This is a genomic window from Brachybacterium sp. sponge, from assembly GCF_001613775.1.
In the GTDB taxonomy this organism is placed as follows: Bacteria; Actinomycetota; Actinomycetes; order Actinomycetales; family Dermabacteraceae; genus Brachybacterium; species Brachybacterium conglomeratum.
In genome coordinates, this window is the sequence record NZ_LRMP01000002.1 from 136,523 (window position 1) to 153,464 (window position 16,942).

A 16,942-nucleotide genomic window follows, 5' to 3' on the forward strand; every position below is an offset into this window, starting at 1 on the left:
CGTCCAGCGCCGGGTCCGTGCGTCGCCATCTCCGTCCCCGGATGACCAGGTAACGGTCGTCGTCCTCCGTATCGTCCACGTCAGGCCTCGCCTCGTCGCTGCGGTTCATCCCACCCACTCCAGGAACTCCTCCGCCGTGATCACCGGCTTCTCCCACCTCGCCGCGTTCTTCGCCTTGCTCGACTGCGAGCCCGCCTCGGCGACGACCAGCACGTCCGTCCTGGTCTTGGTGAGGTTCGGGACGGCGACGAGCCCGCGCGCCTCGGCCATGGCGTGCAGCTGCTCCTTCTCCAGCCAGCCGTGCCGGGGCGAGTGGACGGTGCCGGAGAAGCACACCCGCGCCCCCGGCACCAGCACATCGGCCGCGCTGGTCGGGCCTTTCGCCTCGAAGCCCTCGGGCAGCACCCGCACCCCGAAATGCTCCTCGACCCCGCGCAGGCGCTCGAGGACCTCCTGATCGGGGGAGAGGACCCGCTGCCAGGTCCCCTCGAGCAGGTGGGCGAGCACCTCGGCGGCGTCGTCCTGCGCGCCGAGGTTCCCGCCGACGACGAAGCCCGTCGGGGCGCTGGTCCCCGTCGGCCCCGTCGTGCGGGCGAGCAGATAGCCGTGCCCCGCCACGACCTGCCGGAACGCCATCCCGTTGCCGGGCAGCTCCTCTCCCGCGGCCCGCACGCGCCGCACCGCGTCGCGCACCGCCCGGGCCCGCTCGAGCGCTGTCGGCGCGTTCAACTGGGCGCGCTCGCCGGCGCCGAGCAGACTGCCCGGGACCTCGAGCCCGAGCGGCACCGGCTCGACGATCCCGTTGCGCTTGAGCTCGAAGTCGACGTGGGCGAGCTGACGGTCGATGTCCACGCCGACGGGCACCCGCCCGGCCAGCAGCGCCGACAGTGCCGGCCACGCTTCCGTCAGCAGCGGCGCGAGCTGCACGTCCCGCGTGGTGATCCCGAACTCGTCCCGTGCGGAGAACAGGTCGGAGGTGGGGTTCACGACGGTGGAGACCTCGTCGCCGTCGTCGGTGACCACCGCGATCTCCACCGGCCGCGGCCGCCAGCGATCCCCGGTCGTGCCCACGGTCAGCACCGACAGGTACGCCTCGCCGAGCGTCTCGGTCCCGGACGTGCCGCTCGCGAGATAGCGCCGCACGCGCTGATCGGTCTTCAGGTCCCGCGGGAGCACCTCGCGCCTCAGCACCAGCCCCTCCAGGCTCGTGCACCGCGACAGCGCCACGTACAGCTGACCGTTGGCGAACGTGCCGCCGGTGAGGTCCACGACCACCCGGTCCAGGGTCTGCCCCTGCGACTTGTGGATCGTGATCGCCCAGGCCAGCTTCATCGGCAGCTGCGTGAACGTGCCGATCACCTGATGCACGAGCGAGCCGCCCTCGACGCTGGGGCGCGTGATCTCCCAGGTGTGCTCGCGCACCTGCTCGGTGCGGCCGTCGCGCAGCAGCACGGTGACGACCGGCCCGTCGGAGTCGGCGCCGATCGCAGTGATCCGGCCGAGCGTCCCGTTGACCCAGCGATCGAGAGGGTCGTTGTTCAGCAGCATCACCTGCGCGCCCACCGCGATCCGAAGCGTCTCCTCGGTGGGCTTCTCGAACCCGTCGGTGTCCCCGCTGATCTGCGCGGTGAAGGACTGCACCGGGCCGGGCAGACGCTCGAGCATCTGCCGGTTCCGGGCGCCGACGATCCGGTTGGTCGTGGCGAGAGTCAGCCAGAACTCGTCCAGCCCGGGCTCGAAGTCGGGGTCCGTCCGACGGTTCAGCTCGGCGCGTGCCTCCTCCAGCAGCGTCCCTTCCCGCACCGCGTTCAGCAGGTCCACGAGCTGGTCGTCGCCCTGCTGGCGGAACACGGTCGACAGCTCCACCACCGGGAAGGTGTCCTCGTCGAAGGAGCGAGCGGAGAAGAAGAACGGCGTGCCGTAGCGCTCCTCGATCCAGCCCGCTTCGTGATCGGTCACCACCGGCGGCAGCTGGTACAGGTCGCCGACGAGCACCAGCTGCACCCCGCCGAAGGGGGTGCCGGGTCTCGGGCCGTACTGCTCGAGCGCGGCGGTGAGCGCATCGAAGAGGTCCGCCCGCACCATCGACGCCTCATCGATGATTAGCGTGTCCAGCTCCTTCAGCGCCTTCGCGAAGCGTCCCGGGTAGTAGGAACCGCCGCGCACGTGCTCCTCGGTGACGCCGAGCGGGAAGGAGAACAGGCGGTGGATGGTGTAGCCGTCGACGTTCAGCGCCGCGATGCCGGTGGGTGCGACCGTGATCGTGGAGCGGTCGGTCTGCTCGAGATAGTGCCTGATCAGCGTCGATTTGCCGGTGCCGGCCTTGCCGGTGAGGAACAGGTGGTGCCCGGCGTGCAGATGCTCGAGCGCGGCGGCGAACTCGTCGGTGATCACCAGCGGGGCCGTGGACGTCTCAGCGGACGCGGAGGCCGCCGGCTGGGCCGACGGCGCAGGGGCCTCGGACCGGAACGTCGAAGCGGCGGGCGCCGCCGACGCGACATCTGAGGGCGTCGGGCCGTCCGTCAGCTCCGGCGACTTCTCGGGGCGTACGCGATCCGTCCGCGAGGAGGTCGCGGCGGCTGATGCGGGTCGACGGACCTGCGACGGAGCCTCGGGCTCCAGCCCCATCGCCGCCCGATACTGGGCCACGAGCTCGGCCTTCAATCGCCCACGGTCGCCGACGGGGATTGCCTGCTCCCGCGCCCACGCACGGATCACGGTGGGGGAGAGGTCCACGTCCGGGGCCAGCTCGTCGACCGGGTTCGAACCGGCGGCCTGTGCCGCGCCGGCAGGCTTCCCGCGAGTCGACGTAGTTGCCGAAGCTGCGGGCACCGCTCGACGCGGCATCGCCGCAGACGATGACGTGGGTCTGAGGGCGCTGCCGGGCAAGGGCGGGACTGGTGCGGAGGTCTGTACCGCGGAGGCCGGGCGCGGAGGCGGCGGCATTGCCGCGGCCGTCGGCCCCGGCGGCACGGGAGCCGCGAACGGTCGAGGAGCCGCCCCACTCCGCAGCGCCCGCGACGCGGTCAGCGGGGCGTCGTACCCCGTCTGCCGATCCATCGCGAGGTACCGCTCGAGCAGCCCTGCCGCCGCATAGGCATCACCGAGCGCGGAGTGCGCCTGCTGATGGGTCACCCCGAGCGCTGCGCAGCACTCGGCGAGCGTGCGCCGCCGCAGGTGGGGGAGGTAGACGGTGCTGCCCTGCAGGGTGCAGTAGGTGCTGACCTGCGGCATCGGCAGAGAGGCCCGGGCGAACTCCGCCTGCAGGAAGGCGAGGTCGAACTCGGCGTTGTGCGCGACGAGGACCAGGCCCTGCAGCGCGGTGCCGATCTGGACGGCGAGGTCCGCGAAGCGCGGGGCACCGGCGACGTCCGCGTCGGTGATGCCGTGGATGTGGGTGGCGCGCACCGGGCCGCCCGGGTGGAAGCGCGTCACCCACTGGTCGATCGGGCGGCCCTGCTCGTCGGCCCGCAGGATCGCGAGCTCGAGGATCCGCTCGCGCTCGGGATCCAGCCCCGTGGTCTCCACGTCGATCACCGCGAAGCGAGGAGCGCCCGACGGGGTGGGAGGCGGCGTTGCCGACGGCGCCGAGGCACGTCCGCGGAAGCGATCGAGCAGTCCCACGAGGATCCTCTCCGGGCAGGGGTGGTGATCGCTCGATCATCTCAGGGGGCGGGGACAGAGGAGGCGCTGTCCGCGTGGGGACCATCGATGATTCGTCCGTCCCCACGTGGCGCTATCTTCGATCTCGTCACTGCGGCGCAAGCGCGCCGCCAGGGGAGATGAGGAGAATCAGTTGGACGCATCGGTATCGGCGATCACGTCGTGGACCTTCGTCGAGGAGTGCCCGATCCCGCAGGACGTCACCGCCCTGCTCGTGCCCGAGGAGCGGGCGATCGCGGCGTACAAGACGTTCCGCGACTCGGCCGTGTTCACCACGAAGCGGCTGATCGTGCGCGACGCCCAGGGGATCCGCGGCAAGAAGGTCGAGATCTACTCGCTGCCCTACTCCGCGATCAACATGTGGTCCTCGGAGAACGCCGGCACCCTCGACCTCAACGCCGAGATCGAGCTGTGGACGCGCGCGGGCCGGATCAAGATCGCCGTCGGCAAGCACATCGACGTGCGCCGGCTCGACCTGCTGATCGCGAACGCGGTGCTGCGCTCGTCCTGAGCCGGGGGGATCGGGCCGGGGGCGGGCCCGGTCCGTCTACAGTGACCGTGTACGCGGCGAGGGGAGCAGCGATGGCGGCGAAGAAGAACTCACAGGTGGACACGAAGAGCAGCAGTCTGAAGAAGGCGCTCGCCTTCCTCAGCGCGGCCACACCGATCGTGATCCGGGTCGTGCAGACCATGAGGGACAACCCGGAGATCTCGGATTTCGTGAAGGAGCAGCTCGCGAAGCTCCGGCGTCACGACAAGGCCACGCCGGAGGCGATGCTCGCGACGCTGGAGGCCCTGCGCGAGCAGGTCACGTTGCTGACCGAGTCGGCTGACGACGGGCAGGAGGCCGCGCAGGCTGCCGCGTGGTCCGCCAAGCTCGACGCCGCCACCCGTGCCGCGAAGCTCCTGGCCGCCCCGGGCTCCACCGCGTCACAGCGCAAGACGCTCAAGAAGCAGATCGACTCGCTGCGTCAGGACATCTTCGCCGCGTATGTCGCCGAGCTCGGCGAGGACGCTTCCGCCGGCAGGAAGTGACCGCCGGCGGACTGTCGCGGTGTCGTCCGCTCACTCGTCCACCCCTAGCATGGCGGGCGATGACCTCCGACTCCGCCCGCCTCTCCCAGCTCCTCTCCTCGATCGACGGCCGAGGCTACGGCTCCTACAAGCAGCTGCGCGGCAGCTACGACCTGGGATCGTGCCGGCTCGTGATCGACCACGTGCAGGCCGACCCCTACGCGCCGCCCTCGCTGATGCGCCTGGTCGTGGACCGGGCCGCGGCGGGCTTCCCGGAGGACCTGCTCGCCGACCGGCGCGGACGCGTCGCGACCTCTGACTTCCTGGCGCGGGCGCTCGCCGAGACCGCCGCCCGCAGCGGGGAGCGGGTCGACGTCGGCGCCCCGGGGCAGGAGGTGCTCGAGCGCACCACCATCGCCGTCGCCGACGGTTCGATCGAGGCGCGCCTGGCCGCCGAGCTGCCCGCCTCCGGTCGCCGCATCCAGGGCCGACGCGCCGCGCGCCTGCTGACCGAGGACCTGCCCCGGATCGCCGAGGCCGTCCTGTTCCACGCACGGCACGACGCGGAGGCGCTGCGCGCCCATGTCGCCCTCCACCGTGACCAGGAGGCGCTGCGCGACCGGCTCGCCGGCCGCGGTCTCGTGGCCCTCGTCGGCGACGGCGCGATCCTGCCCCGCCGCTCCGGAGACTCCGACCTGCCGCTCACCGAGGGCGCGATCCCCTTCGAGAGCCCGGCCTCGCTGCGCGTCGAGATCGACCTGCCCAGCGGCCGACGGGTGAGCGGCATGGGCATCCCCGAGGGGGTGACCGTCATCGTCGGCGGCGGCTTCCACGGCAAGTCCACGCTGCTGCGCGCCCTCGAGCGCGGCATCCACCCGCACGTGGCGGGCGACGGCCGCGAGTGGGTGATCACCCGGGCCGATGCCGCGGCGATCCGCGCGGAGGACGGCCGCGCCGTGACCGGCGTGGACATCTCCCCGTTCATCAGCGGCCTGCCCTCGGGGACCGACACCCGCTCCTTCACCACCGCGAACGCCTCGGGCTCCACCTCGCAGGCCGCGTCCCTGATCGAGGCGGCCGACGCCGGCGCCTCGGCGCTGCTGATCGACGAGGACACCTCCGCCACGAACTTCATGCTCCGCGATGCGCGGATGCGCGCCCTGATCCCCGCGGAGCGCGAGCCGATCACCCCGTTCGTGGACCGCGTCCGGCCCCTGCACACCGAGCGCGGGGTCTCCACCGTGCTGGTCGCGGGCGGCTCCGGCGCCTTCTTCGACGTCGCCGACCACGTGATCGCGATGGATTCCTACGTCCCCCGCGACGTCACCGCCGAGGCCCGCGCGCTCGCTGAGAAGGCGCAGCCCCCGGCAGCGCCGGTGTTCACCGCGCCGCGGCCCCGGCTACCGGACCCGGTCTCCCTCCGCCCCGCGGACGCCCGCAAGCCCGCCTCTGCCCGCGGCCGCGATACGATCCGGCTCGGCCGCGAGCACCTCGACCTCTCCGCCGTCTCCCAGCTGCTCGACCCCGCGCAGACCCAGGCCGTCGCCCACGCCCTGGACCGCCTCGCGGACCTGCTCGCCGAGGACGGCCCGCTCCCGCTCGAGGACGCGGTCCAGGTGCTCGTCGACCGGATCGAGCACGGCGGCCTCGAGACCCTCTCGCCCCATCGCGGCCATCCCGGCCATCTCGCTCGGCCGCGCGCGCTCGAGATCCACGCCGCGGTGAACCGGTGGCGGGGGCTGCGGCTCTCCTGACCGCTACGGCGCCACGTTGAGGGTGCGGCGGAACATGTTCCCCGGGTCGTAGACCTGCTTGATGCGCTGCAGGCGCCGGTAGGTCTCCGCCCCGTACGCCTCGCGGGTCACCTCGGGCACGGGCCGCGTCCGCTCGATGGAGCGGAAGTTGACGTACTCGCCGCGCTCCCGCAGCCGGGCGAGCTCGGCCGCGGCCCGCTCGGCGAAGGCGCGGAAGCGGGCGTCCTCCCCGGGGTCCTGCCAGGCGAGATGGATCGAGACCATGAGCCGTCCGCCGCGGTGCGGGAAGGCGGTCGCGCCCTCCGGCACGCGGGCGAACGCCCCGCCGAGCAGATGCAGCTCCAGGCTCGCGCCCCGCCCGGGCAGCGCCTCGGCGACGGCGGTGAGAGCGTCGAGCACCTCCTCGTCCAGGCGGCGGAAGCTCGCGTTGCGCCAGAGTCCGCGCGCCCCCGTCGGCACCGCCTCGCTGCGCGCCCCTTGCCAGGCCTCCCAGCTGACAGGCCCGCTGAGCTCGCGGTCCGGCGGCAGCGCGCGGCGCAGCGCGCCGATCAGCGTCTCGCCGCGGGCGTGGTCCTCGTCGATCCAGACGCTGTGGATCGCGAGCCACGGGTCGTCCCCGAGCCCGTCCTCGGGCGGCGGCGAGGCGATCGAGACCACCGCGGCGAGCTCGTCGGGCAGGTCGCGGCTCCAGCGCTCGAAGGCGCCGAGCGCGCGCCGCCACTGCGCTCGTCGGTAGTACAGGCTCGCCCCGAGCACCGACTCCGGCATCTGCACGGCCCGGTAGGTGAATGCGGTGACCACGCCGAAGTTCCCGCCCCCGCCGCGCAGGGCCCAGAACAGGTCCCGGTGCTCCTCCTCGCTGGCGCGCACGCGTCGGCCGTCGGCGAGGAGCACCTCGGCGGCCTCGAGCCGGTCCAGGCTCAGCCCTGCCCGCCGCGACAGCCAGCCCACGCCGCCGCCGAGGGTCATCCCGGCGATGCCGGGGGAGGGGACGGTGCCCAGCGGCACGGCGAGCCCGTGCGGCGCGGTCGCGGCGTCGACATCACCGACCCGCGCCCCGGGAGCGGCCGTGACCAGGTGGGTCGCGGGGTCCACGGTGACCTCCCGCAGCGCGCCGAGATCGAGCACGATCCCGTCGTCGACGGTGCCGAGCCCCGCGACGGAGTGCCCGCCGCCGCGCACCGCGAGCGGCAGACCCGTCTCCCGCACGGCGTCCAGCACGGGCGCGACGTCGTCGATCGTCGCGGCGCGCACCACCAGATAGGGGAAGCGCTCCTCGCGCCCGTTCCACACTGCCCGCGCCGCGTCGTAGTCCGGATGCCCGGGGACGACGACCTCGCCGGCGACCCGGTCGCGGAGCCTGTCCAGGGCCTCGCGTGCCTCCGGGATCGGATCCTCGCCCGTCTTCCATGTCATGGCCTGGCGACCTCCTGGAATGGTGGGCGAACAGAGCGCCCATGACCAAGGAAGGGTGCCGGGACGCACCGCCCGGGCGCCCTCCGCGGACTGTGCCTGACCAGCGGGCGGGCGGCCCGTCGGCAGGCGGGTGGAGCTGATCTCGACGGTACTGCGCGGCGAGGGGGAGGGCAACGGGCCTCCCGCTCGTGGTGCCCGGACACGTCGACGCCTATGACCACGCCGACGCGGCCGATGCTCCTCCCGTCCGCACGAGGTGGCAGGCTGGGCACACCCGCCCCACCCCGGACGAAGGAGCACCATGTCCGTCCCCCACCTGCTCGACCACATCGTCATCGCCGGCCCCGACCTCGCCGAGACCGTCGAGTGGTTCCGCGAGCTCACCGGCGTCACCCCCGCCCCCGGCGGCAGCCACCCCACCGGCACCGCGAACACCCTGGTCGCCCTCACCGTCGGCGGCGAGCGACGCCCGCACTACCTCGAGCTGATCGGCCCCGATCCGGAGCGCGAGGGGGAGGAGCTGCCGAAGACCTTCAGCATCAACCGCCTGAAGCGCCCCACCCTGATCACCTACGCCGTGCACCCGGAGGGGATCGAGAAGGTGGCCGAGCGTGCCCGCGCCGCCGGATTCGATCCCGGCCCCGTGGAGGACCTCTCCCGCACCACGGCAGGCGGCGAGCTCCTGCAGTGGCGGCTCACGCAGGCCCGCGCCCCGCGCAACTACGGCGTGCCCTTCCTCATCGACTGGGGCACCACCGAGCAGCCAGGCCTCACCGACCTGCCCACGATCGAGCTGGTCTCCTTCGAGCGCATCGAGGTCAAGCCCGAGCCGCTGAAGAAGGCGCTGGCCGCGCTCGACCTCGGCGACGGCGTCGCCCCGGTCCACGAGGGCCCCGGCTCCCGCTTCGTGCTGCAGCTGCGCACCGAGGACGGGCGGGAGATCGAGATCTGAGGCGGGTGGCGGCCGCCCCGGCATCGTCCCGCCGCGGGTGCGTGCCGCACGTGGTCAGGTGATGGCGTATGGCGTACCGCTATGCCTATATAGGCGTACTGGTACGCCACACGCCAGTACTCGACCATGGCTCGAGGACCAGGGCGCGAGGAACGGGGCTCGAGGACCAGGGCGTGAGGAACCGGGCTCGAGGACCAGAGTGCGAGGAACGGGGCTCGAGGCCCAGGGTGCGAGGCGCCGGGCCCGCAGCCGCGGACAAGAGCCGAGGCGCGCGCGGCACCGGAATCACAGGCACGCGGCTCGCAAGCACTGGGCCGGGCCTGCACGGCACGGCCCCGCCCGATCAGGACGCGCCGTCATTCCTGCCGTGCCGGATCTCGTCCCTCCTCCGGCGTCCGCCGGCGGGCGCCGCCTCGACCGCTCGGCCCGGAATCTTGCCGTGCCCGGTGCCGCTGATTAGCCTGCCGAGCAGTGATCGCGGCCCGCGGCCCTCGCGGATCGCGCAGGTCATCGACAAGGAGGGCCTCCCATGAACGAGACCGTCACCGTGCCCGATCCGGCAGGATCCACGCGCACCGGACGCGAGAACGCTGAGCAGGGCTTCCTCGCCCCCGCCGCACTCTCCAAGAACCTCCAGGCCGTCCTGGTGGACCTCACGGCCCTGCACCTGGTGGGCAAGCAGGCGCACTGGAACATCGTGGGCCCGAACTTCCGCGACCTGCACCTGAACCTCGACGAGGTGGTCGCCATCGCCCGGGCGAGCGCCGACGACGTCGCCGAGCGCATGCGCGCCCTCCACGCCACGCCCGATGCCCGTCCGGCGGTGGTCGCCGAGCAGACCACGCTGCCCGAGTTCCCCCAGGGCGAGGTGCTCACGCACGATGCGATCGACCTCGTGACCGCGTCCATCGAGGGAACCGTGGGCACGATGCGCTCGGTCCATGACGAGGTGGACGAGGCGGACCCCACCTCCGCGGACATCCTGCACGGGATCATCGAGAAGCTCGAGCAGCAGGCCTGGTTCATCAGCGCGGAGACCCGCACCCCGAAGGAGCGCTGACCCCTCGCGTTCCCGGTAATCGCCTCCGGCACGGCGCGCCGTCATCATTGACGTCATGATGGAGACGCACAGCTCGCGAGACGACCAGCCCGTTCCCAACGACCTGTCGGTCGTCTTCTCCGCCGCCCCGGCATCGGAGGCCGAGGAGGCCGCGCCCGTCGACGCCGCCGCACTGACCGGCTGGCCCTGGTTCCTCCCCCAGGACGGGCTGCGGCACGAGGACCTGGTCCATGCGGTCGACGAGGACCCGCGGGACGCGGCCGAGTCGCTCGCACGGATCCCTCTGGTGCGCCGGGCCGTGACCCTGCTCGAGCACATCGGCTCCGGCCGTCCGCTCACCTCGGAGGGCGAGCTCGACCCGGCCGACGTGCGTGCTCTCGCCGTGGCCATGGACCTCGACCTCGGCGAGCAGGAGACGGTCTCGATGCGGGAGGTCGGGGGGATCGTCGGCCCCTGGAACGCACTGGTCGCCGGGACGTGGCTGAGCGTGAGCGGCGGCGAGGTCGTGCCGGGAGAGGGGATGGTGCCCGCGGCAGCGCAGGCCGAGGACCCGGCGGCCTTCGTCCGCTTCGCCCGCGCCGTGATCGTGCTGCTGGTCCTGGAGAGCCTCCGGCAGGGCGGAGAGGAGGGCGGGCTGTTCGGCGGCCCGGACACCTTCACCGCCCTGCTGCACACGGTCGCGCCCGACGGGCTGCTGCTCCCGGCCACGATCCGCACCGCCCTCGATCAGGGCCTGGTGCCGGCAGATCCCGCCGGCGACCCGGACATGGACGAGATCAACCGGTACTGGCAGGCGGAGCGGGACCTCGGCACGCTCGCCGCCTACGGGCTGCTGCAGCGGGAGCCGCTCCCCGAAGGGAAGGCCGTCCGATATGTCGGCACCGTCGAGGTGCTGGTCGAGGCGTACGGCGCGCTGGAGATGCTCGAGGATCTCGACTGAACGTCGCCGTGGCCGAGCGCCCCGTCCCCGGTCGGCGCCGGCGGGCATGGGGACCTCTCCCCATCGCCAACTCGCTCGGCGCTCCCTAGCATCGACCCTGATCGCGCTCGGAAACGCGCGACCATGACGGAGCAGGGGAGAGGAACGCGGCGATGAACGCTTTCTGGGGTGCGGACACCGATCAGCTGGAGCAGCACGCGACGGCGATGCGCACCGCCGCGCAGCGGCTCGTGGAGCTCCAGGAGCAGCTCTCCTCCCTGGTGATGGACGAGGCGATCTGGCGCGGCAGCGACGCGGACTCCTTCCGTCAGCGCTGGCAGTCCGACGCGCTGCAGGCCTCCGAGCGCGTCGCAGGGGACATCGACACGAAGGCGGACGAAGTCGCAGGCCACGCCTCCGAGCAGGACGGCGCCTCCGGCGAGGGAGGCATCGGGGGCGCTGTCGGCGGGGTGGCCGGTGGCGCGGTCGGCGGTGGCATCGGGGGTGCTGTCGGCGGGGTGGCCGGTGGCGCGGTCGGCGGTGGCATCGGCGGCGCTCTCGGCGGGGTCGCCGGCGGTGTGATCGGTGGCGGAATCGGTGCCGGTCTCGGCAGTGCCCTCGGCGGCGCGGCGGGGGAAGCCGTCGTCGGCCTCGGGGGAGGCGGCATCGGCGAGATCCTCGGCGGCCCGGCCGGAGGCCTCGAGGGCGGCCCCGCGTTCCCGCCCATCGGCGGTCCGATCTCCGCCCCGCTCCCCGGGGGCGGCCTGAGCGGCGGTCCCGCCTGGGGGCCGGTCGACGGCGGCTTCCTCGAGGGGCTGGGGGATCCGCTGGCGGGTGGTCCTGCGTTCGGTCCGATCTCGGCTCCGCTTCCCGACGGCGGTCTCCCCGACGTCCCGGAGATCCCGCTGCCGGACGGTCCGGTGTTCGGTCCGATCTCCGCCCCGCTCACGGGCGGACCGATCGGCGACGCGATCGGGTACCCCCAGGACTGACGCCGACGGCGTGACGACGCAGGGCGCTGTCACCGCCGCCACAGGAAGCAGTGCTCGACGCCGCTCGGCGCCATGACCTTCTCCAGGTGGAAGCGGTCCTCGAGCTCCTCGGGTCGCTCCCACAGACGCAGCCCGTGCCCGTACTCGACCGGCGCGATCGAGACGTGCAGCTCGTCGATCAGGTCCGCGTCGAGGAACTCCCGCACGGTGGCGACCCCGCCGCCGATCCGCACGTCCTGTCCGTCGGCGAGCTCCTTCGCCCGCTCGAGCGCCTCAGCGGGGGAGGCGTCGAGGAAGTGGAAGGTCGTATCTCCCACCTCGAGCGGCTCCCGCTCGAAGTGGGTGAGCACCACGACCGGGGTGTGGAACGGCGGCTCCTCGCCCCACCAGCCGATCCAGCCGTCGTCGGTCCAGGGCCCGCGCTGATGGCCGAACTTGTGCCGGCCCATGATCTCGACACCGATACCGTGGTCGAAGTCCCGGGTCAGGCGGTCCTCGAAGCCGCGGGTGCCGACGCCGGGCTCATGGGACGGGAAGCTGGCGGTGGCGAAGCCCCAGCCCAGCAGCGCCATGGGGTCGACGTGCCCGAAGGGCTGCTCGAAGGTCTGGTCCTCGCCGGCGCCGATCCCGTCGCGGGAGACGCCGAAGTTCTGCACACGCACACGCTGGGCCATGGGGAGACCTCTCGGAAGGGGCCTCCATGGTGCGCCTCGCAGCGCCACCTGTCACCTGTCGGTCTCCTGGGCCGAGCCGCGATCCGCCGCGCAGGGAGGGCGACCTACCATGAGGCGATGGAAACCCCCTTCCGACTAGAGATCGGCCAGGTCTTCATTCCCGTGCGCGACGTCCACGTCGCCGCACCGTGGTACGCGGAGCTGCTGGGCACGGAGGTCGCCGCACCGACCCATGACGCCACCATCGTGGACATCCCCATGCAGTCGGGGCCGGGGCTGAGCCTCGATGCGAACGCGCCCTTCACGGCCGATGGTCCGCCGCGCTTCTTCTGGTGGGCCGACGACATGGGCTCGGTGCTCGCACACCTCGAACGATTGGGGATCGACGTCGTCAGGGGGCCCTTGGACATCGGCAGCGTCGAGCTGCTCCATTTCCGCGACCTCGACGGGAATCTGCTCATGGTCTGCGTCCCGACGGGTCCGGGGCCACGGCCCTAGGGCTGTACAGCAGCGAGAGCGGCCGGGCATGGCGTCCCTGTGCGAGCTCGGTCGCGGTCCGGCCGATGAACCGGCCGAGCGCTCGCGAGAGATGGGACTGGTCGTAGAAGCCCAGCTCATGCACCACCTCGAGGATCGGGACCCCGTCGCCGAGCCTCAGCGCCGCCTCGCGGGCCCGGGCGATCTGCCGGATCGTGCCGAGGGTGAGCCCGGTGGTCGCGTGGACCCGGCGCTGCACGGTGCGGGGAGAGACCGTCGGCGCCAGCCCGTCGAGGACGTCGGCGACCAGGGAGTCACGCACGAGGACCCCGTCGGCGACGAGCTGCTCCACGAGCTGCTCCGCGGCACCGTAGGTCGGCAGCGGGTACGAGCCCTCGCGCAGCCGGAACGCGCCGTCCTGCACGGGCCGCGGCGGGGTCTCCGCATCGACCAGCCCGGTCACGGGCAGGTGCGGCATGTGCACGCCGTGCGCGAAGAGGATCCCGAGCGAGGAGGAGTCGTGCGAGACCGGGGCGGTGCTCGCGCAGGTCTCCGGGCCCCGCACGGAGGTCAGCAGCTGCTCGCCCTCGGTCCAGACCACCAGCTCCCACGTCGAGTTCGCGACCGAGGTCATCGTCTCCACCCCGGCGGCGTGGGCGCGCCACACCTGCGCGACGAACGGCGAGACCGAGGGCCGGTGCTCGATCCGGATCATCGCGCACCGGTGTCCGGGCGGCGGTGTCGCATCGGCTCATTGTCGCCGCGCGGCCGCCCGGGGTCGAGGCGTTATTGCGGGCCCCGACGCGGCGGGTGTCGCTCCCGTCCAAGACCGGACCGTCCCCGTCAGCCGAGACTCGACCTCGACCACCCCCTTCGGAGAGGACCGATGATGATTCTGACCGTGAACACCTTCCTCACCCTCGACGGGGTGATGCAGGCGCCGGGCGCCGCCGATGAGGACCCCTCGGGCGGGTTCACCGCCGGCGGCTGGCAGGTGCCGTACACCGCCGACGCCGACTTCGGAGAGATCGTCACCTCGTGGCTCGAGACCCCGCACACGGCACTGCTGGGCCGGACCACCTTCGAGATGTTCCGCGCCTTCTGGCCGCAGGTCGACGACAGCGACCCCGTGGCACGGGCCATCAACCACTCCCGGCGCTATGTGGTCGCCCATGCCGGCTACGAGCCGGGCTGGGGCGAGACCACCGTGATCGACAGCGCCGACCCGCTGCCCGCGATCGCCCGGCTGAAGGCGGAGGGGGAGGGGGAGCTGAAGGTCAGCGGCAGCGCGCAGCTCGCCTCCGCCCTCCACGAGGCCGGGATGATCGACGAGTACCACCTGATCGTCTTCCCGGTGGTGGTCGGCGGCGGCAAGCGCCTCTTCGCCGACGGGTCGCCGCCGCGCGGCTTCGCGGTGCGCAGCACCCGCACCACCGCGAGCGGCGCCGTCCATCTCGTGCTCGCCCCCGAGCCGTTCCGGACCGGCGAGTACGCGGTCGAGGACGGGCAGGAGGTCACGCGGCTGGAGTGAGCGCCCGCGGCGGAGATGCCGGAGCGCACGACGAGGGCGGCCCCACCCGATGGGGCCGCCCTCGTCGACGGTCGTGGCTCGGGCCTCGGCCCGGGACGATCAGTCCTGCGAGTCCTTGCCGCGCAGGCCGTCGACCGCGCCCTTGACGGTGTCGCGGGCGTCCTGGAGCTTGTCCTTGACGTCGGCCTTGCCCTGCTGGGCCTGGCCCTCGGTCTCGGTCTCCTTGTCGCCGGTCAGCTTGCCGAGGCCTTCCTTGGCCTGGCCGCCCAGCTTGTCCTTGCTGTTCTCGAACTTCTCGTCGGTGCTCATGGCAGACCTCCTCGGTCGAGTGGACGCACGGCTCCCGTGCGATGCCTCGAGACTACGCGCCGACACTGCAGGCCGTCCGACCCTCCGGTCGATCGGCCCGGCCCGGCCTCACATCTCCTGCGCGGTCAGCGGGATCCGTCCTCCGGCGAGCACCATGTCCACCTGCCGCGGCGAGAGCCGGTGGTGCAGCCCCACGTCCTTCCCGCCGATCCGTGCGGTGAGCGAGCTCCCGGCCCGCAGCGCCGCATGGATCCGCTCGAGCACCACCTCGGCACCGACCTCGATCCCGTCGTGGTCGGCGGGCTCGTCGAACTCGAGGGCGAGGATCCCGAAGTTCGCGAGGTTCTGCCAGTGGATGCGGGCGAAGGACGTCGCGATCACCGCGCGAAGCCCCAGGTGGCGGGGCGCGATCACGGCGTGCTCGCGGGAGGAGCCCTGTCCGTAGTTCTCCCCGGCGATCACCACGTGCCCTGCCTCCGCCTCCTTCGCCCGCTGCGGATAGGTCTCGTCGATCCGGGTGAAGGAGAACTCGGCGATCCTCGGGATGTTGCTGCGGAAGGGCAGCACCCGGGAGCCGGCCGGCATGATCTCGTCGGTCGAGACGTCATCGCCCATCACCAGCAGCGCCGGCACCCGCAGATCGTCCTCGATCGGCGTGAACTCCGGCAGTGTGGAGATGTTAGGGCCCTTGACGAGCTCGACCTGCGCGGCCTCCTCGGGCGGCAGCGGCGCCTGCAGCATGTCGTCGATCCGCGCGAAGCGCTCCGGCATCGTCGGGCGCGGATATGCCACGCCGTGGCTGTCCTCGAGAGTGCGCGGATCGGTGATCACGCCGGTCAGCGCCGCGGCGGCCGCGGTCTCCGGAGAGCACAGCCACACGGAGTCCTCCTCGGTGCCGGAGCGGCCGGGGAAGTTCCGCGGCATGGTGCGCAGGGAGTTGCGGCCGGTCGCCGGGGCCTGCCCCATCCCGATGCAGCCCATGCAGCCGGACTGGTGGATCCGTGCCCCGGCGGTGACCAGCGAGGTGAGCCAGCCGCCGGTGATCAGGTCCGCGAGCACCTCGCGGGAGGTGGGGTTGATGTCGAGGGACACCCCGGGTGCGGTCTGCCGCCCCTCGAGGATCTCGGCCACCACGGCGAAGTCCCGCAGCCCCGGGTTCGCCGAGGAACCGACGACGACCTGCGAGACCTCCTCCCCGGCCGCGGACGCGACGGGCACGACGTTCCCGGGGGAGGAGGGCCGGGCGATCAGCGGCTCGAGGGCGGTGAGGTCGATGTGCTCGGTGCGGTCGTAGCCCGCGCCCTCGTCGGCCTCGATCCGCGTGAACTCGCCGCCGCGGCCGACGGAGTCCAGATAGTCGCGGGCCGCGTCGTCGGCCGGGAACACGGTCGCGGTCGCGCCGAGCTCCGCGCCCATGTTCGCGATGACGTGGCGGTCCATCGCGGTCAGCTGCGCGAGCCCCTCGCCGTGGTACTCGATGATGCGACCCACGCCTCCCTTCACGCCGTGGCGGCGCAGCATCTCCAGCACCACGTCCTTGGCGCTGACCCAGGCGGGCAGCTCACCGGTCAGCTCCACGCCCCAGATCTCCGGCATGGTGACGTACAGCGGCTGGCCGGCCATCGCCATCGCGATCTCCAGCCCGCCCACGCCGATCGCGAGCATCCCCAGCGCCCCGGCCGCGCAGGTGTGCGAGTCCGAGCCGATCAGGACCGCCCCGGGGCGGCCGAAATGCGCCTGGTGCACGGGATGGGAGACGCCGTTGCCGGCCTGGGAGAACCACAGCCCGAAGCGCTGCGCGGCCGAGGCCAGGAAGAGGTGGTCGTCGGGGTTCTTCCAGTCCGTCTGCAGCAGGTTGTGGTCCACGTACTGCACGGACAGCTCGGTGCGGATCCGGTCCAGGCCCATCGCCTCGAGCTCGAGCATCACCATGGTGCCGGTCGCGTCCTGGGTGAGGGTCTGGTCCACCCGCAGCCCGATCTCCTGGCCGGGATCGGCGCTGCCCTCGACGAGATGGTCGGCGATCAGCTTCTGGGCGACGTTGCGCGGCATGGATCCGTCCTCCTCACGGGTCGGACCGCCGGCGAGGCCCGTCGGCGGACCTGCCCCCACCGTACGCGGGACCCGCGCTGTTGTCCGCTCCTCGACGCCCGGGATGGCGCGGGCGCCGGAGACGTGTAG

At 72.7% G+C, this 16,942-nt stretch carries 15 protein-coding genes; 9 read left to right on the forward strand and 6 right to left on the reverse strand.

Annotated features, from left to right (window positions below; genetic code table 11):
* Nucleotides 1–105 precede the first annotated feature (105 nt).
* A complete protein-coding gene (locus A4A78_RS08665; RefSeq protein ID WP_231880999.1) occupies nucleotides 106–3,624 on the reverse strand; it encodes an exonuclease domain-containing protein in 3,519 nt (1,172 codons plus the stop codon).
* A gap of 172 nt (nucleotides 3,625–3,796) precedes the next feature.
* Here A4A78_RS08665 and A4A78_RS08670 point away from each other — a divergent pair, with 172 nt between their 5' ends.
* The 3 genes from A4A78_RS08670 to A4A78_RS08680 all read left to right on the forward strand — a co-directional run bounded on the left by A4A78_RS08670 (nucleotide 3,797) and on the right by A4A78_RS08680 (nucleotide 6,431).
* Nucleotides 3,797–4,174, forward strand: a complete 378-nt coding sequence (locus A4A78_RS08670) for a PH domain-containing protein (RefSeq protein ID WP_062948362.1) — start codon at nucleotides 3,797–3,799, stop codon at nucleotides 4,172–4,174.
* Between the two features lie 71 nt (nucleotides 4,175–4,245).
* Nucleotides 4,246–4,698 (forward strand): hypothetical protein, encoded by a 453-nt coding sequence (locus A4A78_RS08675; RefSeq protein ID WP_062948364.1) that lies wholly within the window; start codon nucleotides 4,246–4,248, stop codon nucleotides 4,696–4,698.
* Between the two features lie 59 nt (nucleotides 4,699–4,757).
* Nucleotides 4,758–6,431: an ABC-ATPase domain-containing protein gene (locus A4A78_RS08680; protein WP_062948366.1), complete on the forward strand. Its 1,674-nt coding sequence runs from the start codon at nucleotides 4,758–4,760 to the stop codon at nucleotides 6,429–6,431.
* 3 nt (nucleotides 6,432–6,434) lie between these two features.
* On the opposite strand, the gene A4A78_RS08685 is transcribed toward A4A78_RS08680, so the two are convergent.
* On the reverse strand, nucleotides 6,435–7,847 hold the full coding sequence (locus tag A4A78_RS08685; RefSeq protein ID WP_062948367.1) for an FAD-binding oxidoreductase: 1,413 nt from the start codon (nucleotides 7,845–7,847) through the stop codon (nucleotides 6,435–6,437).
* 301 nt (nucleotides 7,848–8,148) lie between these two features.
* Between A4A78_RS08685 and A4A78_RS08690 the strand changes: the two genes are divergently transcribed.
* The 4 genes from A4A78_RS08690 (at nucleotide 8,149) to A4A78_RS08705 (ending at nucleotide 11,770) form a co-directional block, all read left to right on the forward strand.
* Nucleotides 8,149–8,799: a VOC family protein gene (locus A4A78_RS08690; RefSeq protein WP_062948369.1), complete on the forward strand. Its 651-nt coding sequence runs from the start codon at nucleotides 8,149–8,151 to the stop codon at nucleotides 8,797–8,799.
* 529 nt (nucleotides 8,800–9,328) lie between these two features.
* On the forward strand, nucleotides 9,329–9,859 hold the full coding sequence (locus A4A78_RS08695; RefSeq protein WP_062948371.1) for a Dps family protein: 531 nt from the start codon (nucleotides 9,329–9,331) through the stop codon (nucleotides 9,857–9,859).
* A gap of 55 nt (nucleotides 9,860–9,914) precedes the next feature.
* Complete coding sequence (locus A4A78_RS08700; RefSeq protein ID WP_062948373.1) at nucleotides 9,915–10,799, forward strand: hypothetical protein; 885 nt, start codon at nucleotides 9,915–9,917, stop codon at nucleotides 10,797–10,799.
* Nucleotides 10,800–10,951: 152 nt separating this feature from the next.
* Nucleotides 10,952–11,770 (forward strand): WXG100 family type VII secretion target, encoded by an 819-nt coding sequence (locus tag A4A78_RS08705; protein ID WP_062948375.1) that lies wholly within the window; start codon nucleotides 10,952–10,954, stop codon nucleotides 11,768–11,770.
* A 29-nt stretch (nucleotides 11,771–11,799) separates the two neighbouring features.
* On the opposite strand, the gene A4A78_RS08710 is transcribed toward A4A78_RS08705, so the two are convergent.
* Nucleotides 11,800–12,444: a dihydrofolate reductase family protein gene (locus A4A78_RS08710; RefSeq protein WP_062948377.1), complete on the reverse strand. Its 645-nt coding sequence runs from the start codon at nucleotides 12,442–12,444 to the stop codon at nucleotides 11,800–11,802.
* Nucleotides 12,445–12,561: 117 nt separating this feature from the next.
* Between A4A78_RS08710 and A4A78_RS08715 the strand changes: the two genes are divergently transcribed.
* Nucleotides 12,562–12,942, forward strand: coding sequence for a VOC family protein (locus tag A4A78_RS08715; protein WP_062948379.1), 381 nt, complete (start codon nucleotides 12,562–12,564; stop codon nucleotides 12,940–12,942).
* Here the strand turns inward: A4A78_RS08715 and A4A78_RS08720 are convergent.
* Entirely contained in the window at nucleotides 12,902–13,636 is a 735-nt protein-coding gene (locus tag A4A78_RS08720) for a helix-turn-helix domain-containing protein (protein ID WP_062948381.1), read from the reverse strand. The genes A4A78_RS08715 and A4A78_RS08720 overlap by 41 nt on opposite strands.
* Nucleotides 13,637–13,807: 171 nt before the next feature.
* Here A4A78_RS08720 and A4A78_RS08725 point away from each other — a divergent pair, with 171 nt between their 5' ends.
* Nucleotides 13,808–14,452, forward strand: a complete 645-nt coding sequence (locus A4A78_RS08725) for a dihydrofolate reductase family protein (protein WP_062948383.1) — start codon at nucleotides 13,808–13,810, stop codon at nucleotides 14,450–14,452.
* Nucleotides 14,453–14,551: 99 nt separating this feature from the next.
* On the opposite strand, the gene A4A78_RS08730 is transcribed toward A4A78_RS08725, so the two are convergent.
* Both A4A78_RS08730 and A4A78_RS08735 read right to left on the reverse strand, forming a co-directional pair.
* Nucleotides 14,552–14,761 (reverse strand): CsbD family protein, encoded by a 210-nt coding sequence (locus tag A4A78_RS08730; protein ID WP_062948385.1) that lies wholly within the window; start codon nucleotides 14,759–14,761, stop codon nucleotides 14,552–14,554.
* A gap of 108 nt (nucleotides 14,762–14,869) precedes the next feature.
* Nucleotides 14,870–16,813: an aconitate hydratase gene (locus tag A4A78_RS08735; RefSeq protein WP_062948387.1), complete on the reverse strand. Its 1,944-nt coding sequence runs from the start codon at nucleotides 16,811–16,813 to the stop codon at nucleotides 14,870–14,872.
* Nucleotides 16,814–16,942 lie beyond the last annotated feature (129 nt).